Origin of the sequence: Brevundimonas sp. (genome assembly GCF_027484365.1) — a bacterium.
GTDB lineage: Bacteria > Pseudomonadota > Alphaproteobacteria > Caulobacterales > Caulobacteraceae > Brevundimonas.
Genome location: NZ_JAIXTC010000001.1, coordinates 22,023 through 46,158 on the forward strand (window position 1 = coordinate 22,023; position 24,136 = coordinate 46,158).

Here is a 24,136-nt window from a genome sequence, read left to right on the forward strand (position 1 = left end):
CGGCCCATGATAGCCCATCCCCCATGCACGGCGACCTCGACTTTCTGAAGCTGGACCAGTCCCGGCTCGACGACCTCGTCAGCGAAAGGGCCGCCGACTACCGGTCGGCCAGTCCGTTCGAACACACGGTGATCGACGACTTCCTGCCGCCGGCGATGGCGGAAGCTCTTCTGGCCGGGTTTCCGGACCCGGAGGACCCGGTCTGGCTCGACTGGCGAAAGCGGAGCCTGGAGAATCAGCCCGGAAAGCTGGGGCTGGGAGAGGTCTTCGCCCTCTACGACCTGCGGCACCAGTCTTCCCTGCTGCTGACGCCCTTCAACTCCGCGCCGTTCGTGCGGTTTCTGGAGGGGCTCACCGGAATCGAGGGACTGTGCCCGGACCCCTATTTCATGGGCGGCGGCATGCACCAGATTCTGCCGGGAGGCCTGCTGCGGGTCCACAGCGACTTCAACTATCACGCCCGGCTCAAACTGTTCCGGCGCATCAATGTCCTGATCTATCTGAACAAGGACTGGCGGCCCGAGTACAAGGGCGCCCTGGAACTGTGGGACACGGCTTTGACGAGGCCCGAGAAGGAAATCCTGCCGGTCTTCAACCGGGCGGTGATCTTCAACACGAAGCGGGACGCCTTCCACGGTCATCCGAGAGCGCTGAAAGCGGCGATGGGGATGACCCGCAAATCGGTCGCGCTCTACTACTATACGGCCGCGCCGGCAGAAGGGGACGAGACGCCCCGGCTGGGCCAGTACCACAGCGTCGGAGACGAGCGGACCTCCGCCGACATCGGCGGGCCGGGCTATGTGGCGCCCGAATAGTCCCGCCGACAGAATGCGCGCCCGGCCCTGACGGCGCGCGCACCGCGTCGGGATCCTTTCGGGCTCAGCCTTTGGGCTTCACGTCCGCGGTGCTGGTGGCGCGATAGGTCATATTCGCCGGCCGCACGGTCGGGAAGGCCTGCGGTCGCAGCTGCGGCAGCAGCCCCTGGACGACCGAGCTCATATTGCTGGCGTCAGAGCTCATGGTGCGCAGAAATTCGACGGTGTTCATGGCCGGGCCGTCGAAGACGAACCGGGACTGGATGAAGTCGACCTGACGGAATTCCGGCGGGGTCCCGCCGTTGTAGTGCAGTTCCGCCCCGAGGAATTTCACATTGGTGAACGTGTTGCCGTCCAGATCGACGCGGTTGGTCAGGGTGGTGTTGGCATAGGCCGTCAAGAGAAGGCTCCGGAATGCAGGGAGGGGCGGACGCGCCGCGCCCCGGACAGGTGTCTTGAAACGAAAAAGGGAGGGCCGAAGCCCTCCCTTCCCCGAGATACCGAAGTATCCGGTCTTAGTAGGATTCGTCCGTCTCGAGCAGACGGCCGAGCGAGGTTTCGACAACCGTACCGGTCGACGAGCGCAGGCGAGCCTTGGCGGTCAGTTGGTCCGGAGCGGCCTGGATGGTGAAGCGAACGTCGCCGTTGGCAACCGACGTACCGAAGCAGGTGCGCAGGTCGGCAACGTCGATTTCGATCCGGCCGTTGGCAGGAACATTGGCCAGCTTCGACAGGTCGGTGCTGTCGCAGGTGTCCGACGAGCCGCTGCTGGGGCTCAGCAGGGTCAGGATGACCGGGCCCGTCACCGAGCCGTGGTTGCTGATGCGAACGGTCGAGCTGTTGTTCGGGTTGTTGATCGCCAGCCACGGAGCCACGAAGTTCGTGCCGCCGAGGGTGATCGGATCGATCAGGCCCGTCGCCGTTTCGTCGGTGAAGATCGAGGTCAGGTTCAGGGCAGCCGAAACGCTGACCGTGGCGCCTTCGATCGTGCCCGAACCGTCGGCGATCGCGATCACGAAGCTGTCAGGATCGGTGAAACCAGCCGAGACAGTCACGTCGCCGCCGTCGAAGTTGTCGGTGCCGCCGGCGGAGTCGTCGATGCCGAGAGCGAAGTCGGCGTTAACGCCGTCGATCGTGCCGGTCAGGCCGGCGAAGCTGCCGGTCGGGGTCGTCACGGTGATCGTGACGTCCGTGATGTCGCCCACGGCGACCGGGACCAGCGCCTGGGTGACGTCGCCCAGCTGCCAGAAGTCCTTGTTCACCGTGGTGTCGATGTCGAGGTCGACGTCGCCCAGGATCAGGTCCTGGGTGAAGGAGCCGCTCGTGATTTGCAGGTTCGAGTAGACCGGCACGGCGTTGACGTCGGCGACAGCGCCCAGAACGCCGTCGTCGTCGACGGTGACCAGGAAGCCCGAGGCGAAGGTGATGGCGCTGGCAACCGAAGCGGAGCCGCCGTCGATCGGGGTGCCTGCTTCGGTCGTGAAGACCGTCGACACCGACACGGTGTTCTTGTCGTTGATCTCGACCGGGATTTCCAGTTCGATCGGGTTGGCGTTGTCGCAGCCGCTCATGTTGGACAGCAGGAACTGGACCGAGGACTGGCCGGCGCCGCCGCCGGAAACCACGGAGCGCGTCGGGTTGCAGTTGCCCGGCGTCTGCAGAACCGAGGCAGCCGTCACGGTGGTGCCGAAGGTGTCAGAGCCGAGGCTGACGGTCAGCAGGGCGTTGCCGAGCGGCAGAACCGCCGAGGTCGTCGGCGTCAGGGCCAGCTCAAGCAGGGTGTCGATGCCGGAGCCCGGAATGGTCAGCTCGTTAGCGATCTTGAGCGGAGCTTCGATGCCGCTGTTGGCGGTGCCGTCAACGTTCGAGAGCGACAGGACGGCTTGCGCCTGGGCCGAGGTCGCAACAAGCGCGGTGAGCGCGGTCGCGGCGAGAAGGAAGGTCTTAGTCATCTGGATGGGGTCCCCCAAAGAAACCGGTTGTGTGGACGTAGCCAACGATTGAACGCCTTTCGGCCACAGTTCAAGTCTCGGGATGAGACAGGGCTGCGCCCACGGCACGCACCTTGTATCCCGCCGTCTTTTGGAGCGTCAAGCCTTATCGCTGCGGCCACGCCGTTCGCTCTGTCCGAAAAATGTCATTCATCTCGGCTGCTTAGCCTTCTCCCGGCAGGCGAGTGGTCAGGGCTCGCGCAAACGCAACATCAGGGCCGCCGCCCCCCTGTCGCCGGCCGCGCTTTTGGCCCCGCTTCACCGTTTCGCCTTGATCCCACACGGTCCGGGCGTCATTGCGACAAGGTTAAACCCCGGTATGTGAACGCTTTTCGGTCGACCGCCGCGGTGCCGGGGGCGACGCGGCGGTTCACCCGCGCTGCAACCGGGCGCCGATCCGGGCATCTCGCCATGCGCCAACCGGGACAGCATCGCTTCGCGACAGGGGCGAACCGCCCCCCCCCGGCCTTCCCCTCCGCACGAGAGGCGAAGTCCGTGGCGCAAGTGACACAGGTCAAGGAGGACTGGCCTGCGTTGCGTCCGCCGGCCTCAATGTCCATAAGGGCGCCGTGCCCAAGCCCGTCATTATATCCCTCCACCTGCCCAAGTCGGGCGGAACCTCCATGCGCATCAGCCTGGAGCGGCAGTTCGGCGAAAGGGCGCGCTTCGACTACGGCCGGGGCCCTCTGGGACCGGACATCGATCTGGTCGAAACCAGCCTGCCGCCGCACATCGCCCTGGTTCACGGCCATTTCCGCCCGGCGCGCTACCTCGCCGCGGTCCCGGACGCCTTCTGGTTCACCTTCCTGCGCCATCCGGTCGATCTGCTGATCTCCATGTATTTCTTCTGGCAGACGATGCCGTTCGAAGGGCAGGACCTCCACCGCCGCTTCCTGGACGAGCAGCCGGAGATCGAGGCCTTCGCGACCTGGCCCCGGATCCAGAGGTTTTCGTCCGAGACCTTCTTCGGCGGCCACGACATGGGGCGGTTCGACTTCATCGGCTTCCACGAGACGCGCGCCGACGACATGGTGCGGCTCAACACCCTGGCGGGGCTGACGCTGGACCCCGGCCTGCACGAGAACCGCACCCATTCGCGCGACGACCCCCGCGCCGCGCTCGTCGCGAACCCCGTGCGGATGGCCCGCCTGCACGACCTGCTCGCCGACGACGTCCGCTTCTATGAGACCGTGCGCGCGACCCGCGCGGCCTGATCCCAGGGTAAGGCAGGATCCTGGAGCGGGGGCCTGAGCCGGTCGAACGGGCGGCCGGTCCGGTCGAAATGGGGATTGAACCCGGCGTCCTCGCCGAATCGCTCGCCCCACCGTTGCCTCAACAGGGCCTGGGCCGCCAGGGAAGTCGCCCGATCCTCGCCGGACACGCTGAAGCCCCGGGTCTTGGATTCCAGGTGGTAGAGGGTCGCATAGGGGTCGTAGATCACCGACAGGCCCTCGGCCCGGGCGCGGTAACAGAGGTCCGCATCATTGCCTTCCAGCGGGAAGTTGGCGGCGTCGAACCCGCCCAGCGCACGGAACACCCCGGTTCTGACAGCCATACAGGCGCCGGTGACCACCGGGCTGGCGTGAAGCAGGGCGTGCCGGCCCAGATAGCCGCCGTCCGATCCTGCAACCCCGACACCGTCGTGGATCAGGAAGTCGGGCGCGTGGCCGCGGGAAATGAAGCCCGCGTGCTGGATCGTGCCGTCCGCATACAGCAGCCGGCAGCCGACGACCCCGACCTCGGGCCGCAACGCCTGCGACGCCAGCTCATCCAGCCAGTCGGGCGTCAGGACCACCGTGTCGTTATTGAGGAAGACGAGCACCTCCCCCGTCGCCCGGTCCGCCGCCAGGTTGTTCATCAGGGCCCAGTTGAACGCGCCATTGAACGGCAGGATCGTGATGTCGCCGGCCGCGGCGAGCGGATCGAGGTAGGCCCGGGTCCCAGGCTCGCGGCTCTCGTGGTCGATCACGATCAGCTCGAGCGCGCAGCGATTGGCGGGCCGGTGCGCCAGAATACTGTCGATGCAGGGCTTGAGCAGATCCAGACGGTCGCGGGTCGGAACGATGACAGAGACACGGACGTCTTCGCCGGGGAAGCGCACGCGGACCGCGCCCGGCACGACCGCGCCCAGCGCGTCATCCCGAGGCTCGACCGTCGCCGGCGGAACAGACGTTGCGAGGTCGCGGGCCACGCAGCGCGCCCAGATCGTTCCGTCCGCGTCGTTCACGGCCGGACCCGAACGCGTGCACAGGACGGACGCGACATGGCCGACCGCGCCAGGCGTGGCGCCGATGCGCAGCAGGGCGTCGCAGCCGTGAAGTCCGCCGCAATCTTTCTGCAGCCCCGCCGCTTCCAGCGCGCCGGACCGGAAGGCCAGCACCGTGCCGACGTAGGGTAATTGTTGCAACATATCCCTGTCGAACCCGGCCTTCAGGATCGGGGCGCAATGCCGCTGGACCGGCCGTTCGCGGCCGTCTTCCGGATCGAAGGCGTCCTCATCGGCATACAGGGCCTGGAGGCCGTCCGATCGGGCGAAGGCCGATGCAAACTCCGCCAGCGCCCGGCCGGACAGGACGGCGCCTGAATCCGTCAGCAGAACGAACGGCGTCCCCGGTCCTGACGTCAGCGCCTCGGCTGCGCGTTGACCGGGATCGGCCGTCCGGGTGACGAGGACGACCGGGTTCGACCGGCCCCGCCCCCGGCTCCGCGCCGCGATGTCGGCAGCCGCATACTCGAGCGTGGAATCGACCAGAAGCACCAGACGGTCCGGGGCGGTCATCTGGCCTTCAAGACTTGCCGCGGCCCAGAACAGGGACTGGTGCGAACGGCCGACGCCGTCCAGCAAGACGGTGAAGCCCTCTCCGTCCGGCCGGACCACGTCCGGACGCCGGTAATGGTCCTCGAAATAGTCGCCGTAGTCGGCCAGCGGCCGGCCCATCCCCGAGATCACGGCGGGCAGCATGCGTTCCAGCCGGTCCAGCGTCGCGCGAACGGACGCGATCTCCTGTTTCAGGGCCCCGAGCCCCGTCGCCGGAGCAGGCTGGACATGGATTTCGCCCCGGCCGAGCACCCGCCCGTCGGGTGCGGCCCGCACCTCGATCCGCGTCGGCCCGGAGTCCGTCCGGCTCGGCAGGGGGATCTCGAAACCCACCAGGCCGTCGCCGCCGAACTGGTCCTGAACGTTGCGGCGGAACCGGTCCGCTCGCCCGGCCGCCATAAAGACGCCGTCCCCGTAAACCTCGACCAGCACGGGCCCCGCGCTCGCCTCCGCCCCCCGCGCCATCGCCCAACCGATAACGAGCGCGGAGTCCAGTCGGTCCACCGCGCCGCGGACCGAGGCGAGGCTTCTGAGGAACTGCAGCCCGCGCTGGGTCACCGTTTCGCCCGACCGGAACGCAGAATCGGAGAGGATCGCAAAATACGCCCCCGGCCAGGAATCGCCCCATGCTCTCAACGCTGCGCGCCCCTCAGCAGTCAGAGGCAGGGCCTTGGAGGCCCAGTCCAGCTGTTTGGCCGTCGGCCCCGGCAAGACGCCCCAGATGTCCCGCCCATGATCGGCCGCTTTCACCACACGTTCGGCGAACTCGGCAGTAGCGAAGAATCCGGCGGCCAACTCCGCTCGCGTGAAGACGAGCGCCTTATCGACAACGACTTCGGATTCGGGCTCACGATCGAGCACGAAGCGATACATCTGGACGACGTCATTCCGGCTGGCCAGCCGATTGGCGCCAGAGGCGAGAGGCGGGCTCATACGATGCTCGGCATTGAACTGAGCGAACCCTAGCCGCGCCCTTTCGCCTCGTCGATAGCCGGTTTCTCGGGCTCTTCAGCCAAAGCCGCCTTGCCTGTTGAGGGTCAACGGCTATGGATCGTCCGGCAGATCGTGCCTGAGTGCGGAGCGATCCCCTTACTGCGTCGAGACACCGAATGAAGCCGGCACGCCCACGCTCCAGGACCATCGCGCGACCGGCAGCGACCTTCATCTCTGTCGCCGACCTGGTGTCCTTCCTGCGCTTCCATACCACCCTGTCCGGGATACAGCGGGTCCAGGCGAACGTCGTCACAAGCCTGGTGAAACAGGGTCGGACCGACGCCCGCTTCATCCTCACCGGCGGACCGGAGTCGGGCACCACGCCGTTCCGGGAGATTCCGGTCGAGCCGCTCGTCGCCATGATCGCCTACGTCAGCGGTTCCGTCGTCGACCGCGCCGGCCTCGACGCTGCGCTGGACCGATGCGAAAGCGCCAGCCGACCCTTCGCTCCGCCTCCGGGCAGCACGATCATCTTGCTGGGCAGTTTCTGGAGCAACGACAACACCGTCGACCGCTACATCGAGATCAAGCGCAGCGGGGTCCGCATCGGAGTCTATATCTACGACCTGATCCCGATAACCCACCCGCAGTTCTGCGACGCCTACCTGTGCCGCACTTTCTCCGCCGCCCTGCTGGACCTCTGCCTGCTCGCCGACTTTTATCTCACCATTTCCGCCCACACCAACCGCGAGCTCGGCCGATTCCTGGCCGCGGAGGGCGCCCGTCCCGTGCCGATCCGGACCGTGCCGCTGGCCCACTCCATGGAGAGCCGGACCGGATCGGAGCGGGCGTGGCCAACGGCACTGAAACGGCTGCGGGGTCGCGAGTTCGTCGCCTATGTCTCCACGATTGAGGGTCGCAAGAACCACCTCTACGCCGTCAACCTCTGGCGTCAGCTCATCAAGGAAGGGCGGACGGTCCCCGATCTGCTCCTGGCCGGCCGCAAGGGTTGGCGGATCGCCGGTCTGATGGATCTTCTTGAAGCCACCGACAATCTCGACGGACGGGTCCACCTGGCCCACGGGCTTTCGGACTCTGACCTCAGAGCCGTCTATGTAGGCAGCCTCTTCACCCTGTTCAGTTCATTCACCGAGGGGTGGGGCCTGCCGGTCGGCGAGAGCCTGGCCTGCGGAACACCATGCGCCGCCTCCAACGCGGCATCGATCCCGGAGGTCGGCGGCGAGTTCGTCGACTACTTCGACCCAACCAACCTGCAGGATGGCGTACGGGTCGTCGGCCGCCTGATCGAGGATCGCGGCTACCTCGCGGAACGGCGCCGCCATATCGTCGAAGACTTTGTGCCCCGAACATGGGACGACGTAGCCGGAGATTTCATGACTCAGGTGGACGAGTTGAAAAACACCCCGCCCCTGCCGCTCGACTTGCCGGTGCTACGCCCCGGAGGCTTCTACCGGCCAGGGGACCTGTTCGATCCGCCCTCCTCCAAACAGGCGCACGACGCGCGGGCGACCCGCTTCCTAATCGCAGGTTCCTTCTACGCCCCCGAGAACATCGGGGCGTGGATGAAAGGCCCTTCGGGCGAGATCGCCTTCAAGACCGGCCTGACCCCGGGCGAACCTGTGATCGTCTACGTGTCGCTGTTCTCGACCGGGCTTCTTGCCGACTGCAAAATCAAGATCGGGCTCGACACCGCGCCGGGTCTCAATGAGTTAAAGCCGATCGCCATTGGCGGCGGCGCCTTCAACACCTTCGCGTCCCGGATGCCCACGGCGCACCTTCAGGTGCGCGGACACGTCGGAAACGATGGTCTGTGCCGCCTGAACCTCGAGATTGTAGGCGACTACGCCCGCCCGCCGGCCGACACGCGGGATCTGGGTCTGGGAATCGCCGGCCTGGGCTTTGCGGCAGCGGCCGATGTCGCAGCCCGGACCGATATCCTCGAGGCCCTGACGTTCAAACAGGCGACCGAGGAGGCGGCCCGGCGGCCCGGTTCCTGAAACACCCGGGTACAGCAACATCCTCTCGCAGGATTATTCCCGCGCTGGCTTGGCCGCCGTCCGGGACGGGCGCGAGGAGCAGGCCTTGAGGTCGACGATACTGTCGCGTTCGGGGGCTACGAACCAGGGATCCGCCGCCGAACTGAACAACGATCCGGAGCTTCGCTCCTGACGTGTCGCCTATGCGAGAGCCCCGGGGTCTGTGGCCGAAAAAACGCTGTCAGGCCGGCAGTGCGATAACGACATGCGCCGCATTGCCAACCGTCGTCGAGCCTGTAAGAGGTCTGAAATCCCAGATACTTTGGTGATCCAGACCGCCGCATGCAGGCTTCGATCACTAGCGAGGAGTTGACGAAATTGCGTTGGAAATCTTTGTTGCGCGGCAAATCCGTGAACCAACGCAAGATCGGCGATGGTTATCGGGATGCTCACGAGTGGACACACGCGGCGGCGGCCTATCGAGAATACCTGAACACCCATCCCAAGGATGCTGGCATCTGGGTTCAGCTCGGCCACGCGCTGAAGGAGAACGGCGATCTGGCCGAGGCCGAGCAGGCCTATGAGACGGCCGTGTCCGTGGCTCCCAATGACGCGGACGGATACGTTCATCTGGGCCACGTCCTGAAGCGACAGGACAAGAATATTTCAGCTCTTGAAGCCTTCCGTGGCGCGTCCCGGGCAGGCGCAGGCGAGCATGTCAACAGCGAGATCGAAATCCTTATGAAAGCCGTCCAAAGCGATTTGCCGCTGACTAAAGCAAGCAACGCCTATCTGATGTCTATTCAGGATCTGTTCGTATACTTGCGGGCCCATCCAACCATGTCGGGCATTCAGCGGGTTCAGGCAGGTCTCGCTCTGGCGCTGATGGAAATGGAAGATGTCGATGTCGGTTTCATCCTGACCGATTTCTCCGAGTTGCTGGAAACGGGCAGCTTCTGGCTTCTTCGGCACACCGACGTGAAGAGGATGATCGAGTACGCTGCCGGAGCGCGCGTCGATCATCAGCGCCTGCGGAAACTCCTTTCAGCCTGCGAACACAATGCTTCACCGATCTTCGCAGGCGAGGGAAATACGATCGTCCTGTCGGGCGCCTTCTGGGGTCTCGACAACACATGCGACCGCTACCTTCCGGCCAAGCGGAAAGGCGCACGCCTCGCCGTCTACATCTACGACATCATCCCGATCTCACATCCGCAGTACTGCGATGAGGGTCTGGCCAGGGATTTCACCACCGCGCTGAGCGAAATCGGTCTGATCTGCGACTATATGCTGACGATCTCGGACTACACGCGCTCGGTCCTGGACCAGTTCCTGTCCGACCACGGCGGGCGCGCCATTCCTACGGCGACGGTACCTCTGGCCCACTCGCTCACCGGACCGCCCAGCGATGTCATGAGCTGGCCTTCGAGCATGCAGCGCCTGCGCGGACGGGAGTACGTCACCTATGTCTCCACCATCGAGGGCCGCAAGAACCACGCCTATGTCGTGAACGTCTGGCGCAAGTTGATCGAACAGGGCGTGGATGTTCCCGACCTGGTCTTCGTCGGCCGCAAGGGCTGGCGCATCAACGGCCTGCTCGATCTCCTGGATGGCACGAAGAACCTGGGCGGCAGGATTCATATCGTCCACGATCTGACCGACGCCGAACTCAATGCGGTCTATGAAGGCAGCCTGTTCACCGTATTCACCAGCTTCGTCGAGGGTTGGGGATTGCCGGTCGGCGAGAGCCTGATGCACCATATTCCGTGCGTCGCTTCGGGCAGTTCTTCCATCCCCGAGGTCGGAGGCGATTTCGTCGACTATATCGACCCCGAAAATGTCCAGAGCGGGGTCGAGGTGATCGGCCGCATGATCACCGACCGCGACTACCTAGCTTCCCGCAAAAAGAACATCATCGACAATTTCCATCCGCGTGGTTGGGATGAGGTCGCCGCCCTATTCGTGCAGCGAATGGTGGACTACTCGGACCTGCCGGTGGCGGAAGCCAAGGTTCCGATGCTGACCGAGGGACAACAGCTTCGCCCGGGCGACCTTGTCGACCGGCGGTCGGCCCTGATCGGCTATGTGGGCAGCCCCTCGCGCCTCATGATCGTGGAGGATTTCTATCCCGCCGAACACTGGGGCGCCTGGATGCGCGGCGGATTCGGAGAGGTTGTCTTCCGGACCAACCTGCTCGAGGGCACGCCGATCATGGTCTATGTGAAAATCAACCCCGCCCCATGGTACGGCGAATGCCGAACCACGATCTGTCTCGGCGACGGGCGAGCCGCCGAAACACGGCCGCTATCGGCCCACGATATCGACCGGAGCGGCGGCCTGTTCCGCCTTAAGGGTTTCGTCGGCGGGAACGGGATCTGCCGCGTCAGCATCGAAGTGGACGGCGAGTGGACGGTGCCGGAAGGCGACGTTAGAAACTTCACGGTCGGCCTTGTGGGCTTGGGTTACGCGCGAACGACGAACGTTGAGGCCCGTGCTGATCTGCTTGAATCCTTCACGTTCGGTTCCGCATCGGTGGCCCGCGATACGAACGCCTAGAAGACAGCGCAAGCGATAGCAGCTAGGTCGAGGCTGATATCGCTTGCCTCACGGCGCGCCTTCTGGCTTTTCCCGCCTGACGATCGTCGCGCCCGAATGTGAACCCGAGAGACCCATGCAAAGTCCGTTCTGGCACTACAACACGACCTTCGACGCTCAGGAGATCATGCGTCGATACGCTGTCGAGACACCGAGTCCGCGCGAGGGCCTTCTGGTCAACTTCCTCGACGTCGCTGTCGACCCCAAAGTTCTGCCGTCCATTCTCGCGCCTATGGCGGGGACGGTCGAGGACCTACCGATCCCAGCGAACTGGCATGCAGACATCGCCGAATGGGGCGCAGCCCTGCGCGCCGTCGATCTGTCTGGTCAGCGTTTCACGATGATTGAACTCGGTTGCGGCTGGGGCTGCTGGATGAACAACTCCGGCGCCGCCGCGCGTAGCACTGGCCGAGAGGTTCATGTCATTGGCATCGAAGGCGACCAAGGCCACCTGAAGTTTGCCGAAGAGGCTCTGGACAGGAACGGCTTCGATCGTTCGCAATGGACATTGGTGTCTGGCATCGCGGCGGGCAAAGCCGGCACCGCTCTGTTCCCGATCCAGGACCAAGCTGGCGGATCATGGGGTCTGGAACCCGTTTTTGGTGCCGATGAAGAACAGACGCAAAAAGCTGTCGACAGCGGGCGATTCGAAGCCTTGCCCATGGTGCCGCTGAGCGACGTCGTCCGCGACCACGATCGTATCGACCTACTGCACATTGACATTCAGGGCGGTGAGATCGGCTTTGTGTCGGACTGTCTCGATGTTATGAATGAGAAAGTCGCATACTTGGTCATCGGCACGCACAGTCGCCAAATCGAAGGCGAGCTGTTCGATATTCTCGGCGGCGCTGGTTGGCTTCTCGAGATGGAACGCCCGGCCGTCCTGATGCTGACGGTCGATGGCCCGATCACGACCGTTGACGGCCTCCAGGGTTGGCGGAACCTTCGTCTTCTGCCCTGATCCCGACAGGCCCAAACTGATTCGCTTAATCCGTGCGCGGCGGCACCCGTCTGACACAGGCGCAGAATCTCGAGATTCTGCGTGTCGTTTCCCCGATACGCGCGACCTTCACTCTTTCGTTGGCGGGGGCGATTGCCAGGTCGAAGATCGTCGCCTGTAGCTGTATCTGTCAGTGCTACCGCGTTCGTACGCCACAGCTCTTCGGGCAAATAGCTGTTGTCTGTCGGCATCTTGCGCGGCTAAACAGTGCCCCACTCGAGGCTCCCAACAAGGCTGGACGACATGGCTAAAAAATGCGCGGTGATCACCGGGGTAACCGGTCAGGACGGGGCCTATCTGTCGCAGCTGCTGCTCGGCAAGGGCTACCGCGTGATCGGCGTGGCCCGGCGTTCCAGCCACTACGGCATGGCGACGCACCGCCTGGACTGGCTCGGCATCGGCGGTCAGGTCGAGGTGGTCGACGGCGACCTTCTGGACCTCGGCGGCATGGCCCGCATCATCCGCGACGCCCAGCCTGACGAGGTCTACAACCTCGCCGCCCAGTCGTTCGTGAAGACCTCCTGGGACCAGCCGGTCCTGACGTCCCAGGCCACCGGCGTCGGCGTCACCAACATGCTGGAGGCCGTCCGCCTCGAGGCGCCCGGGGCCCACTTCTACCAGGCGTCCTCGTCGGAAATGTACGGCCTGATCCAGGAGCCGATCCAGAGCGAAAAGACCCCCTTCTATCCGCGCTCGCCCTATGCCGTGGCCAAGCTCATGGGCCACTGGATGACGGTGAACTACCGCGAAAGCTTCGGCCTGCATGCCTCGTCGGGCATTCTGTTCAACCATGAGAGCCCCTTGCGCGGCCTGGAGTTCGTGACGCGCAAGGTCACCGACGCCGTCGCGCGCATCAAGCTCGGCCTCGCGACCGAGTTGCGCATGGGCAACATGGATGCGACCCGCGACTGGGGTCATGCCAAGGACTACGTCCGCGCGATGTGGCTGATGCTGCAACAGGAGACGGCCGACGACTATGTCGTCGCGACCAACCGCACGGTCAGCGTTCGCGCCTTTGTCGAGGCAGCCTTCGCCCACGTCGACCTGAACCCGGACAAATACATCGTCATCGACCCGGCGTTCATGCGCCCGGCCGAGGTCGAGGTTCTGCACGGCAATGCCGACAAGGCCAAACACAAGCTCGGCTGGACGCCCGAAATCACCCTGGAACAGATGATCGGCGAGATGGTCGACGCTGACATGGCCCGGCACCGCAAAGCCGGGGCCTGAGATCGATGGCCGCTGACCGGGCGGACCATCGGGTTCTGGTGACGGGCGCGGCGGGCTTCGTCGGCTCGCGACTGATGCGACGGCTGGAGCAGACCTCCGCCACAGTCATTGGCCTTGTCGGCCCCAACGGCACGAATGATCCGGTCGCGGTCGATCTGACCGACGCCCCGGCCCTCGCCCGCGTGATCGCGGACTTTCGGCCCTCTACCGTCGTCCATCTGGCCGCCATGTCGTCCGTCGGCGACGGCAGCGTAACGCCCGACACGGTCTGGACTGTCAATTTCGACGGCACCCGCGCCCTCGCGAAGGCGATGCGCGCTCTTCCGGAACCGGCCCGTCTGATCTTCGCCTCCAGCGCCGAGGTCTATGGCCGTCACTTCAACGCCGGCCCCCGCGACGAGACCTCGGCCCTGGCCCCCGCCTCGCCCTATGCCCGCACCAAGGCCGCCTGCGAGTATCTGCTGTCCGATATGGCCGGCGAAGCCCTGTCGGTCGTCGTTCTGCGGCTGTTCAACCACACCGGTCCGGGTCAGGACGAGAGGTTCGTGGCCCCCAGTTTCGCGGCCCAGATCGCCCGGGCGATCCGCGACGGCGGCGACAGTATCTCCGTCGGCAATCTGGACGCAGTGCGGGACTTCAGCGACGTCGACGACGTCATTGAGGCCTATCTCGCCGTCATAGAAGACGGCGCTCCCCCGTCGCCGTTCGAAGTCTACAACGTCGGTTCGGGCAGGCCGGTCGCCATCCGGACCATCCTCGACGCCCTGGTCGAACAGTCGGGAAGGCCGATCAAGGCCGTGCCTGCGCCGGACCGTATGCGTGCGTCCGACGTGCCGCGGGCGGAAGGTGTCTTCGACAAGTTCCACGACCGTTACGGCTGGTCGGCGACCACACCGCTGCAGACCACCGCCGCCGCTGTCCTGAAGCACGAGATGGGTCGCCACTCCGCCTGACCCTTGCCCGAGCCGCGGCTCCGGGAAGGGTCAGGCGACGGCGAATCACATCCAGTCGCTGTGAACATGGCCATTGTGCAGGGCGTCGATGACGCCGGCGTCCGGCAGGCTCGCAACGGGCATGAACTCTTCGGACGGCAAGATCCAGCTTGGCGCGGCAGCGAAGATACCGCGCGCGGCGATCGGCTCAAGGTGGTCGAACACGATGTTGCCGCCACCGACCGGCAGTATGAAGTCGTCGGCCAGGGACAAGACCTGGACAAAATCGCCAATCGTAACCGGAACCGTCTGCGGCCCCATGTCGATCACGTCGGTATCGAAATGCAGACCGACCTGCGCGTCGTCGACCAGCGGAGAGACCTGGGCGCCGGCGTCCTTGGCGTCCTGATGCAGGCCGAGGGAGGAATCGATCAGCGGGGAGACCTGCGGGCCGTCATGCTTGGCGTCGACCGGATCAACCGGGCTGCCGACGTAGCCGTCGTAGCGAATACCGCCAGACCAGGATGCAGCGGTCAGCGCGATATGCTCGGCGCTCTCAGAGAAACCGATGACCACCTGCGCCCGACTTGTTCCGCTCGCTAGCGTGTTAACCCACGCCGCAATGCCTGCAGGATCGCCTTCACGGTTCAGGCAGAATCGGTAGAGCTGCTCGACGAAGGCCTGGTTCGACAAAGCCCCATAACGCGCCTGGAACTCGGCCGAGGCGACAAAGGCTCCTGCGATCGTGGCCAGGCTCGTGCCGCTCTCATATGCGGCAACCCAGCCGGCGAGCCCGCCTGGATCGGGCAGACGATCAAGAGTGGCGTCATAGAGGCGCGCGATCACCTGGGCCTCGGCGTCCGGCACCCACAGCCCGGCGGCTAGGGTCGCCGCCGTGCGTAGCTGGTTCTCCGGACTCTCGGAGAAGCCGACCACGACCTGCCCCCGGGACATGCCGCCGTTCAGGGCCGCCACCCAGCCGGCGATTCCGCCGGGATCGCCGGTTCGGCCCAGGGCGAACTGATAGAGTTGTTCCACGAACGACTGGTTGTTCAGCGCCCCGAACCGGGCCTGAAACTCTGCGGAGGCGACGAAGTTGTTAGCCAGGCCTTGCAACCCCACGGCCCCGAGCGCCGCGACCTGTGCCTCCAGCCCGCCCTGATCGGGAGCCCGGTTCAGAGTCGCGCTGTAAAGCCGCATAACCTGGGCGGAGGCGCTCGTCGCATCGAACGTCAGTATCCCGTCGACGAAGCTCAGGTTCTCGATTGAGGTCAGTGTGTCCGTGCCGTCGCTGGCGCCGCTGACCGAGGTCGAGCTGGTCGTATACTGGCGGCGCAACCCGCTGAAACCGGCAGTATCGATCCCGTCTCCTCCGTTCAGCGTATCGTTGCCGGTTCCGCCTGCCAGGGTGTCATTCGCCGACCCTCCAGTGAGGGTATCGTTGCCCGCTTCGCCGTAGAGCGTTGATCCCGTCAGGGTCAGGGGCACGACCGCATGGTTGGCGACCGAGACGTGCAATGTATAGGTGCCGCCCGCCGTCGGCGCGACGCTGGAGGTGGAGCCCGTCCCGGTGGACGACCACTGGCCCACGACGACGTAGTAGACGCCTGCCGTGGTAGCCGTGAACGTCAGGTTCGAATCCGTGGCCGGGCCGCCGTCGGGCGTTGAATCGTCGTTGCTGGCGACTTCCGCCCCGCCGGGCCCGATCAGGTTCAGGGTCGTGTCAAACGAGCCGTTATCGATATCGAGGGTGATTGTCTGACCCGCCGCGACGGTGAAGGCGTAGTATTCCATGCCGCCGTGGGTGGTCGCAGTGACCGTCGCATGCGGAATGGTCGTCGAATTGGCGATCTCGGTGCTGGCCAGAAGATCGAACGCCCCATCCAGAGAGATGGCGGTTCCTGTCGTGGCATTGGCCGTAGCCCGCGCCTTGACCACATCGGGAGCCCCGCCAGTCTGGGCGCCCGCGCCCGCTGTGATCACGTCGTCTCCCGCGCCGCCGCTGATCGTGTCGTTGCCGCCGTTGCCGTCCAGCCGGTCGTTTCCGGCGCTGCCGGTTATGGTGTCGGCGAAGGTGCTGCCGACAACCCATTCGACGCCGGTCAGGGTGTCCGCACCCGCACCGCCACTTGCCGTTCCAGAGGTCAGATTGACCGTCACACCGGCCCCGGCCGCGGCGTAGCTGACCTGGTCGACGCCATTCCCGCCGTTAAGGGTGTCGTTGCCCAGGCCGCCGGTCAGGATGTCGTCTCCGTCGCCGCCCGAGATATTGTCGTCGCCCGAACCGCCGTCCAGCCTGTCATTGCCACCGAGGCCGGACAGGACGTCGTTGCCGCCGAGGCCGTTCAGGGTGTCGGCAGACGCCGTGCCGGTCATCGTGTTGTTGAGGATGTCGCCGCTGACATTCAGCCCGCCGGTGAAGGCGGCTGCGATCGTCTGGTCAGCGAAACGCAGGAACTCGACGTTCGAAATTGTGTCGGTGCCGTCGGGACCCGAGACCGTCGCCGTGTTGCCGCTGTAGGTGATGGTGTACTGGGCGCGGTTGCCGCTGAACACCACGGTGTCGGAGCCGAGGCCGCCGTCGATCCGGTCATTGCCGGCGCCGCCCGTCAGGACGTTGTCGCCGGAACTGCCGAAGAGAGTGTCTGCGCCAGAGCCGCCGATCGCATTCTCGATCACGGCGCCGATCGCGATGGAGACGTTGCCGATCAGGGCGCCGACGTTGGAGAAACTGCCCTGGCGCAGGTCGATGACCTGGGCATTGCTGTAGCCGGAGAAGTCGAACGTGTCGGTCCCGCCGGCGTCCCAGACCGCGAAGATCAGGGCCGTGGTGTTGGAGGTCGCGCTGAACCAGGCCTGGCCTGCGTTGGAGTTGAAGCCGTAGGTGTTGTTACCCGTGCGGGTCGTCATATTGGCGCCGTACAGGCGCTGGGCCGCGGCGATATCGTCCAGGAGCGGAGCAGAGGAGTACCGGCCAGAACCGAAGCTGGCCCCGGTGTTGGTCTCGCTGAAATAGCTCATGATCGAGTACTGGCGGCTGTCCTCGAAATAGCCGGCGTTGGCGGCATAGGTCAGGGACTGGCCGGGCGCCGCATTGTAGGCCGCCGGGTGCGACAGGCCGATCGCATGGCCGATCTCGTGGGTCAGCACCTGCTGACCGTAACCCAGCAGGACCGGCGTGGCGTTGTAGGACAGGCTGTTGTTGATCCAGACGTCGCCGCTGTTGCTGGTGTCGGACCGGGTGGCGGGCAGATAGGCGAAGGCGGCCGCGCCGTCGGAGCCGGACGAATAGTTGCCGAACAGCATGGTGGCGCCGTCCGAGAAGCCGTCGCCGGCGTCCACCCGGGTGAAGGTGATGTTGGCCACTTCGGACCAGGACGCCAGGGCCAGCAGGGTGGCGGCGATCTGCGCCTCGGTGAACCGTGAGAAGCCGGTCGTATCCGACGGCATGGTCGTCGGCGCCGTCGAGCGGAAGGCGAAGGTGACCGTCCCCGGCTGGCCCAGCGTCGTGGTCCAGGCCACGTTCGAACGCGTGATCTGCGCTCCGGCGGCGCCGGTCGTCAGCGACACCCGGCCATTCGGGCCGAAACCGCCGCGATCGTCGGCGTTCAGCAGGGACAGCGGCCCGCCGCCCTCCTCGAAGATCGCGTGGAACCCTCCGCAGCAGCCGCACGGGGTATAGCCGCCGACATCGCCGAAACTGCCCTGACCCTCCGTGCCGAACAGGCGGGCGTTGCCCAGTGAGTAATTCAGTCCTTGCAGCGCCAGGGCAGGGGTCATGATGTTCACACTCTGCTTACGAGAGACCCCACCCTAACGGATGCACGGCGGGTCACAAGCGGGGCAGGTGGTTTATGGAACAAGTAAGGGTGATCCGCGTTGCCGCGTTCTACCCGAAGCTGATGTCGGACATTCCCTTCAGCCCCTCGGCCCGCCCCGTCTCGGCCAGCTGACCGAAGGCGGCGGCGATATGGTAAAGCGAGCTCGCGGGCGCCGGCTCGTCGATGAAACCACCCTGCGGCAGGCGCTTGTCGCGCCATAGCCCGTCAGGCGTCAGGTAGAGCCACAAGGCTCTGAGCGCTGTCGCCGCATCCTCCAGCAGCTGCTGACGTTCGCCGTCAATGGCCGACTCTGCGAGGATCAACGAGGCCTTGAGCCATTCGGTCTGGGGCCACAGCCGGGCCCGCCGGCTGCGCACGGTTCCGTCGTCGTTCAGCGCATCGACAGCGATCATCGGGCGATCAGAGACGCCCTTCCGACCCGCAGCGTAGAGACGTCGGGCTGCCTCCGTCACATCGGCCCGCCCCCGCGCCCGACCCACACGGGCCAGCAGCCAGGCCCATTCGAACTGGTGTCCCGGTTCGACCAGCCGACCGTCCTCCCCTGCCGCCGGCGCCCAGTCGGGGCCGAAGAATTCGCGCAGGAAGCCGCCATCGGGATCGATGAATTTCGTCAGGGCCAGGTCGACGACCCGGTCGGCCAGCGCCATCCACCCGGCGTCGCCGCCGGCAGCCTCCCAGCCGAGGCAGGCCTCGAGCAGGTGCATGTGGGCGTTGGACTGGTAAGGCTGGTCGCCTGCCTCGATCAGCCCCCCGGTCTCCGGCGCATGGGCGAGGAGGGAGTCACGCAGGGCGACCGCCCGTGTCTCCAGGGCGGGATCGTCGATCCCTGCGCTCTTCGCCGCGGACAGGGCGAACAGGACGAAGGCCTGGTCATACAGATAGGCCGTTTCGTCGAGCGGCGCCCCCTCGGGCGTCAGCGTGGTCCGGCACAGGCCGTCAGGCCTCAGATAGTCGGCGTACAGCCGCTCGAGGCCGCGCTCGACGATGCCGCGCCATGGTCCCTGCCAGCCGTTCAGACCGGCGTTGGCATAGACGAAGATCTGGCGCGCCTGCACGCGCGCGCGCCGCGGCAGCGTCAGCGTCCGCCCGTCCAGCGACAGGACCTCGGCGAAGCCCCCGTCCGCCCCCTGGCCCAGGGTCGACCAGACCGGCAGGGCTCGGAGCCGCATCCAGTCGGCGAACCGGACCGCGCCCCCGGCCAGATCCTCCTGGGGCGCCGGCGCGAAGTCGAGATGGCGCGGCGAGGTCGCCTTGATCCGGTCGACCACTTTCTTGACGCCCTGGGACTGCGACAGGTCGCAGACCAGGACCGCGTCCTCCTCGACCACAATGGCCAGGTTCCGCACGCCGAGGGCCGCGACCAGGATGCCGTCGGGCGCACGCACCAGACAACCCTCGGCGTCCTCGAAGATGTGCTGGCCCGTGCCGCCTTCACCCGAGGCGGCGATGGAGTCCCAGGCCCCGAGATCCGACCAGGCGAAGTCAACTTCCAGCACCGAGGCCCGGACGGTCTTTTCCATCACCGCATAGTCGATCGAGATTTTCGGCGAGGCTGCAAAGGCCGATCCCAGCGTCTGCACCGTCCCGGACGCCTCGTCCGGCAAGGCCGACCTGACGGCGTCCAGAACCGCCGGCGCATGGGCGGTCATTTCGTCAATCAGTGCGGCGGCGGAGACGATGAAATTGCCGCTGTTCCACAGATAGCCGGCGTCGATGTAGGCCTGCGCCTGGGTCCGGTCCGGCTTTTCGACGAACGAATCGACCGCCGACAACCCGCGCCCGGACGGCTTGATATAGCCATAGGCCTGCGACGCCTCCGACGGCATGACCCCCAGGGTCACGATCCGCCCTTCGGCGGCTGCGCCGGCCGCGGCGGTCACCGCCTCGCGGAAGGCCTCATGGTCGGGAATATGGTGGTCGGACGCGACGAAGGCGATGATCGCGTTCGGGTCGTGTCGCGCGGCCCAGGCGGCGGCGGCGGCCATGGCGGCGGCCGAGTCCCGCGCTTCGGGCTCGAGCAGGACCTGGGCCTCGATCTCGAGCTCGGCCAGTTGATCGACGATCCAGTCGCGGTGACGCACGCCGCCCACGACGATGAGCTTTCCGTCGTCCCCGGCGAGGGGCGCAACGCGCGCTGCGGTCTCCTGGAACAGCGAGCGGTTGCCCGCAAGCGGGATGAACTGCTTGGGCCGCGAGGGTCGCGAGGCCGGCCACAATCGGGTCCCGGCTCCGCCGCACATGATTACAGGATAAAGCGCCATGAGGGTGCTTTAGCCGGATTGAGCCGTTTGGCAAACGGCTGCGCCACGTTGTGCAACGGCCTCGACTGGGGCAAACAACGTGTCGTGCGATCAGGGGGTTAGGCGAACCATGAAGACGGCACTGGTCGTACTGGGAATGCACCGCTCGGGGACATCGTCCGTAGCCGGAGCTTTGACCCTTCTGGGCGCCGCGGCCCCGCGGACCCTGATGGCCCCGGCCGCCGACAATCCGCGTGGCTTCTGGGAAAGCCATGTCGTCATGGTCCTCAACGATGTCCTTCTGGCCGAGTCCGGATCGAGCTGGAGCGACTGGCGTCGCCTGCCCCGCATCCCCGACCCCGCAGCCGCCCGCGACCGCATCGTCCGGACCATGGCCGATGAGTTCGGCGATGCGGACACCATCGTCCTCAAGGACCCGCGCATGTGCCGACTGTTCCCGGCCTGGCGTGACGCACTGGAACAGGCCGGCTACCGCCCCCTGGTCGTCACCCCGCTGCGCACGCCTTCCGAGGTCGCCGCCTCGCTCCAGGCCCGCAATCCGGTCTCGCGCGAACAGGGTCTGCGGCTCTGGCTGCGCCATGTTCTGGACGCCGAGGCCGCGAGCCGGGGCCTGCCCCGCCATTTCATGCCCTGGGCGTCGTTCATGGCGGACTGGCGGGCCGAGGTCGCCCTGATCAACGCCCGCCTCGGCACGGCCCTGGCCCCCGCCGCCGGCGACGACGGAGCCGGGATCGACGCCTTCCTGACACCCGACCTGCACCGCCAACGCGACGGGACCCCGCCTCCGGCCCTGGTCGCCCGGGCCTGGTCCGTGCTCGGCGATCTGGCCCGCCACGGTGAGCATCCGGATCTCCACGCGGCGCTCGACGCCATGCGCCGCGCCTTCGACCAGGCGGAAGACCTGTTCGCCGACGCGCCCTGACAGGACCCGGGCGCCCGATCCTGCGTGACACGGCGAAGCCTCGCCGGTATCAGCCCCGCCATGGACGAGAACGAGCGGCAATCCGAGGAACGCGGCTGGGCCACGGCGAAGACCCTGGCCGAGGCCCTGCCCTATATTCAGATCTATGACCGCGAGACCGTGGTCATCAAATACGGCGGCCACGCCATGGGCGAGACGGCCGTGGCGAGACAGTTCGCCGCAGACGTCGTCCTGCTCAAGCTGATGGGCGTGAATCCCGTCGTGGTGCACGGCGGCGGACCCCAGATCAGCGCCATGCTCGACAAGGCCGGGGTGAAGTCCAGCTTCATCGACGGCCTGCGCGTGACCGACAGGGACACCATGGCCGTGGCCGAGATGGTCCTGTCGGGCGCGGTGAACAAGGAGATCGCCCACTGGATCTCGGTCGCCGGCAAGGAGGCTGACGTGCGCGGCATCGGCCTGTCCGGCAAGGACGCCGGCCTGCTGACCGTCGAGAAGACCACCCGCACCAAGCGCGACCCCGACAGTCTGATCGAGCACGAGGTCGACCTCGGCTTCGTCGGCGAGCCGACGAAGGTCGATCCGAAATTGATCGCCGGACTGATCGCCTCCGAGACCGACGACTGGGTTCCCGTCATCGCCCCCATCGGCGTCGCCGAGGACGGCCAGACCTACAACGTCAATGCCGACACCGTGGCCGGCGCGGTCGCCGGTTCGCTGAACGCCAAACGCATGCTGCTGCTGACCGATGTGAAGGGCGTGCTCGACAAGAACGGCGACATCATCCGCCAGATGACGCTCGCCCAGGCCCAGGCCCTGATCGACGACGGCACCGCCTCCGGCGGCATGATCCCCAAGCTGGAGACGGCCATGGCCGCGGTCCGCGCCGGCGTAGAGGCCGTGGTCATCCTCGATGGCCGCCGCCCCCACGCCATGCTGGTCGAGCTGTTCACCGAATATGGGGCGGGCACTCTGGTGAAGGCGTGAGCGGGCCCGTCTCCCGACCGGACCTGGGCCATATCAACGCCTGGGTCTTCGACCTCGACGACACCCTCTATCCGCCCGAACAGGGGGTGATGTCCCTGGTCCAGGCCCGCATCAACGCCTTCATGGTCGACGCCGTCGGTCTTCCCGCCGCGGAGGCGAAGGTGCTGCAGCGCCAGTTCCTCAACGAGCATGGAACCACCCTGGCCGGTCTGATGGCCAACTACGCCGTCGATCCGGAGAAATTCCTGCGCGAGGTCCATGACGTGCCCCTGGACTCGCTGGAGCCCAGCCCGGCCCTGGCGAAGGTGATCGCCGCCCTGCCGGGGCGGAAATTCGTCCTGACCAACGGTGCCCGCAGCCATGCGGCGCGGGTGCTCGACCGCATCGGTATCAAGGACCTGATCGACGGCGTCTTCGCCATCGAGGACATGGACCTGACGCCCAAGCCCGCCCCTGCGACCTATCGCCATTTCCTCGAGCGGTTCGGGATCGATCCAGCCCACGCGGTCTTCTTCGAGGACACGGCCCGAAACCTCCAGCCGGCCAGGGCGATGGGCATGACCACCGTCCTGATCGGAACGCCCGACCATCTCGCGACGCGCGGCCTGGCTGGCGGCGACTGGATCGATGCGATCGCGCCCGACCTCCTCGACTTCCTCACCCCCTATGCCCTGAAGGACGCCGCATGACCGACCTCGCCCAGCTCGAATCCGTCATCGAAGCCGCCTGGGAGGCCCGCGCCGACCTCTCGCCCTCGACCCACGGCGAAACCCGCAAGGCCGTCGACACCGCCATCGGCCTGCTGGATTCCGGCCAGGCCCGCGTCGCCTCGCGCGGGGCCGACGGCGTCTGGACCACGCACCAGTGGCTGAAGAAGGCGGTGCTGCTGTCCTTCCGCCTCAACGACAACGAGATCATGCGCGCCGGAGAGCGCGGCCTGTCGGCGCCCTCCTCCAGCGGCGGCGCTCCCGCCGTCGGGCCCTGGTACGACAAGGTCCCCAACAAGTTCGCCGACTGGACCGCCAACGAGTTCAGGGAAGCCGGCTTCCGCGCTGTTCCAGGCTCGATCGTGCGCAAGGGCGCCTTCGTCGACCGGAACGTCATCCTGATGCCGTCCTTCGTGAACATCGGCGCTTACGTGGGCGAGGGTTCGATGGTCGACGGCTGGGCCACGGTCGGCTCCTGCGCCCAGATCGGCAAGAACGTGCACCTGTCCGGCGGCGTCGGCATCGGCGGCGTTCTCGAACCCTTGCAGGCCAACCCGACCATCATTGAGGACGGCTGTTTCATCGGCGCCCGATCCGAAGTGGTCGAGGGCGTGATCGTCCGCGAAGGCGCCGTCCTGGCCATGGGCGTCTATCTTTCCGGGTCCACGAAGATCGTCGACCGTGCCACCGGCGAGATCACGCGCGGCGAGGTGCCGCCCTATGCCGTGGTGGCCCCGGGGGCCTTGCCTGACCCTAACGGCGGGCCATCGCTCTACTGCGCCGTGATCGTCAAGCGCGTGGACGCCCAGACCCGTGCCAAGACCGCAGTCAACGAACTCCTGCGGGACTGAGGGACGTCCCTGCCGGGGTAACCGACGGCCTTGCCTGACCTCGGCCCGATGAGAGCCGCCCTGCGCGACGGAGGATCCCCTGCGTGTTCCACTTCCACCACCATCCGGACCGCGCGCTCGCGAACCTCGGATGAACGGCGGTTCGTTGTCTTGCTCGTCATGGCCTCTTCCCCTCAGGAGTTGAGGCCTCCGGAAAAACCGGGGCTTTTCGGATTGTCTTCTGAAGGTCGATGTATCTTCTGGAAATCGTCTTCA

At 66.2% G+C, this 24,136-nt stretch carries 16 protein-coding genes; 11 read left to right on the plus strand and 5 right to left on the minus strand.

Translation table 11 applies throughout. From position 1 onward, the window contains the following. Positions 1-23 precede the first annotated feature (23 nt). The gene (locus Q0044_RS00120; protein ID WP_298158105.1) at positions 24-815 is read left to right on the plus strand and encodes a 2OG-Fe(II) oxygenase; all 792 of its coding nucleotides are present in this window, start codon (positions 24-26) and stop codon (positions 813-815) included. A gap of 64 nt (positions 816-879) precedes the next feature. On the opposite strand, the gene Q0044_RS00125 is transcribed toward Q0044_RS00120, so the two are convergent. Beyond that, positions 880-1,215, minus strand: a complete 336-nt coding sequence (locus Q0044_RS00125) for a hypothetical protein (RefSeq protein WP_298158107.1) — start codon at positions 1,213-1,215, stop codon at positions 880-882. Between the two features lie 115 nt (positions 1,216-1,330). Further along, positions 1,331-2,767, minus strand: a complete 1,437-nt coding sequence (locus Q0044_RS00130) for a hypothetical protein (RefSeq protein ID WP_298158109.1) — start codon at positions 2,765-2,767, stop codon at positions 1,331-1,333. A gap of 608 nt (positions 2,768-3,375) precedes the next feature. Between Q0044_RS00130 and Q0044_RS00135 the strand changes: the two genes are divergently transcribed. Further along, positions 3,376-4,020: a sulfotransferase family protein gene (locus Q0044_RS00135; protein WP_298158111.1), complete on the plus strand. Its 645-nt coding sequence runs from the start codon at positions 3,376-3,378 to the stop codon at positions 4,018-4,020. Here the strand turns inward: Q0044_RS00135 and Q0044_RS00140 are convergent. Continuing rightward, positions 3,987-6,557: a glycosyltransferase family 2 protein gene (locus Q0044_RS00140; RefSeq protein WP_298158112.1), complete on the minus strand. Its 2,571-nt coding sequence runs from the start codon at positions 6,555-6,557 to the stop codon at positions 3,987-3,989. The two genes, Q0044_RS00135 and Q0044_RS00140, sit on opposite strands and share 34 nt — an antisense overlap. 176 nt (positions 6,558-6,733) lie before the next feature. Between Q0044_RS00140 and Q0044_RS00145 the strand changes: the two genes are divergently transcribed. The 5 genes from Q0044_RS00145 (at position 6,734) to Q0044_RS00165 (ending at position 14,332) form a co-directional block, all read left to right on the plus strand. Then, on the plus strand, positions 6,734-8,575 hold the full coding sequence (locus Q0044_RS00145) for a glycosyltransferase family 4 protein (RefSeq protein ID WP_298158114.1): 1,842 nt from the start codon (positions 6,734-6,736) through the stop codon (positions 8,573-8,575). Positions 8,576-8,896: 321 nt separating this feature from the next. Continuing rightward, positions 8,897-11,110 (plus strand): glycosyltransferase, encoded by a 2,214-nt coding sequence (locus tag Q0044_RS00150; RefSeq protein WP_298158115.1) that lies wholly within the window; start codon positions 8,897-8,899, stop codon positions 11,108-11,110. 115 nt (positions 11,111-11,225) lie between these two features. Further along, positions 11,226-12,110, plus strand: a complete 885-nt coding sequence (locus tag Q0044_RS00155) for a class I SAM-dependent methyltransferase (protein WP_298158116.1) — start codon at positions 11,226-11,228, stop codon at positions 12,108-12,110. A 282-nt stretch (positions 12,111-12,392) separates the two neighbouring features. Continuing rightward, positions 12,393-13,379, plus strand: coding sequence for a GDP-mannose 4,6-dehydratase (locus Q0044_RS00160; RefSeq protein ID WP_298158117.1), 987 nt, complete (start codon positions 12,393-12,395; stop codon positions 13,377-13,379). 5 nt (positions 13,380-13,384) lie between these two features. Then, positions 13,385-14,332, plus strand: coding sequence for an NAD-dependent epimerase/dehydratase family protein (locus Q0044_RS00165; protein WP_298158118.1), 948 nt, complete (start codon positions 13,385-13,387; stop codon positions 14,330-14,332). 45 nt (positions 14,333-14,377) lie between these two features. Here the strand turns inward: Q0044_RS00165 and Q0044_RS00170 are convergent, their stop codons facing one another. Together Q0044_RS00170 and Q0044_RS00175 are read right to left on the minus strand one after the other, a co-directional pair. Further along, positions 14,378-18,091 carry a DUF4214 domain-containing protein gene (locus Q0044_RS00170; RefSeq protein ID WP_298158119.1) on the minus strand — a complete coding sequence of 1,238 codons (3,714 nt, stop codon included), beginning with the start codon at positions 18,089-18,091 and terminating at the stop codon, positions 14,378-14,380. A gap of 109 nt (positions 18,092-18,200) precedes the next feature. Then, the gene (locus tag Q0044_RS00175; RefSeq protein ID WP_298158120.1) at positions 18,201-20,414 is read right to left on the minus strand and encodes an AGE family epimerase/isomerase; all 2,214 of its coding nucleotides are present in this window, start codon (positions 20,412-20,414) and stop codon (positions 18,201-18,203) included. Positions 20,415-20,523: 109 nt separating this feature from the next. Here Q0044_RS00175 and Q0044_RS00180 point away from each other — a divergent pair, with 109 nt between their 5' ends. The 4 genes from Q0044_RS00180 to dapD are packed head-to-tail and all read left to right on the plus strand — an operon-like array spanning position 20,524 to position 23,881. After that, positions 20,524-21,336 (plus strand): sulfotransferase family protein, encoded by an 813-nt coding sequence (locus Q0044_RS00180; RefSeq protein WP_298158121.1) that lies wholly within the window; start codon positions 20,524-20,526, stop codon positions 21,334-21,336. A gap of 60 nt (positions 21,337-21,396) precedes the next feature. Then, positions 21,397-22,323, plus strand: coding sequence for an acetylglutamate kinase (gene argB / locus Q0044_RS00185; protein WP_298158125.1), 927 nt, complete (start codon positions 21,397-21,399; stop codon positions 22,321-22,323). Beyond that, on the plus strand, positions 22,320-23,012 hold the full coding sequence (locus Q0044_RS00190; protein ID WP_298158122.1) for a pyrimidine 5'-nucleotidase: 693 nt from the start codon (positions 22,320-22,322) through the stop codon (positions 23,010-23,012). Before argB ends, Q0044_RS00190 begins: the two co-directional genes overlap by 4 nt. Then, positions 23,009-23,881 (plus strand): 2,3,4,5-tetrahydropyridine-2,6-dicarboxylate N-succinyltransferase, encoded by an 873-nt coding sequence (gene dapD / locus Q0044_RS00195; protein WP_298158123.1) that lies wholly within the window; start codon positions 23,009-23,011, stop codon positions 23,879-23,881. The genes Q0044_RS00190 and dapD overlap by 4 nt, the downstream gene beginning before the upstream one ends. Positions 23,882-24,136 lie beyond the last annotated feature (255 nt).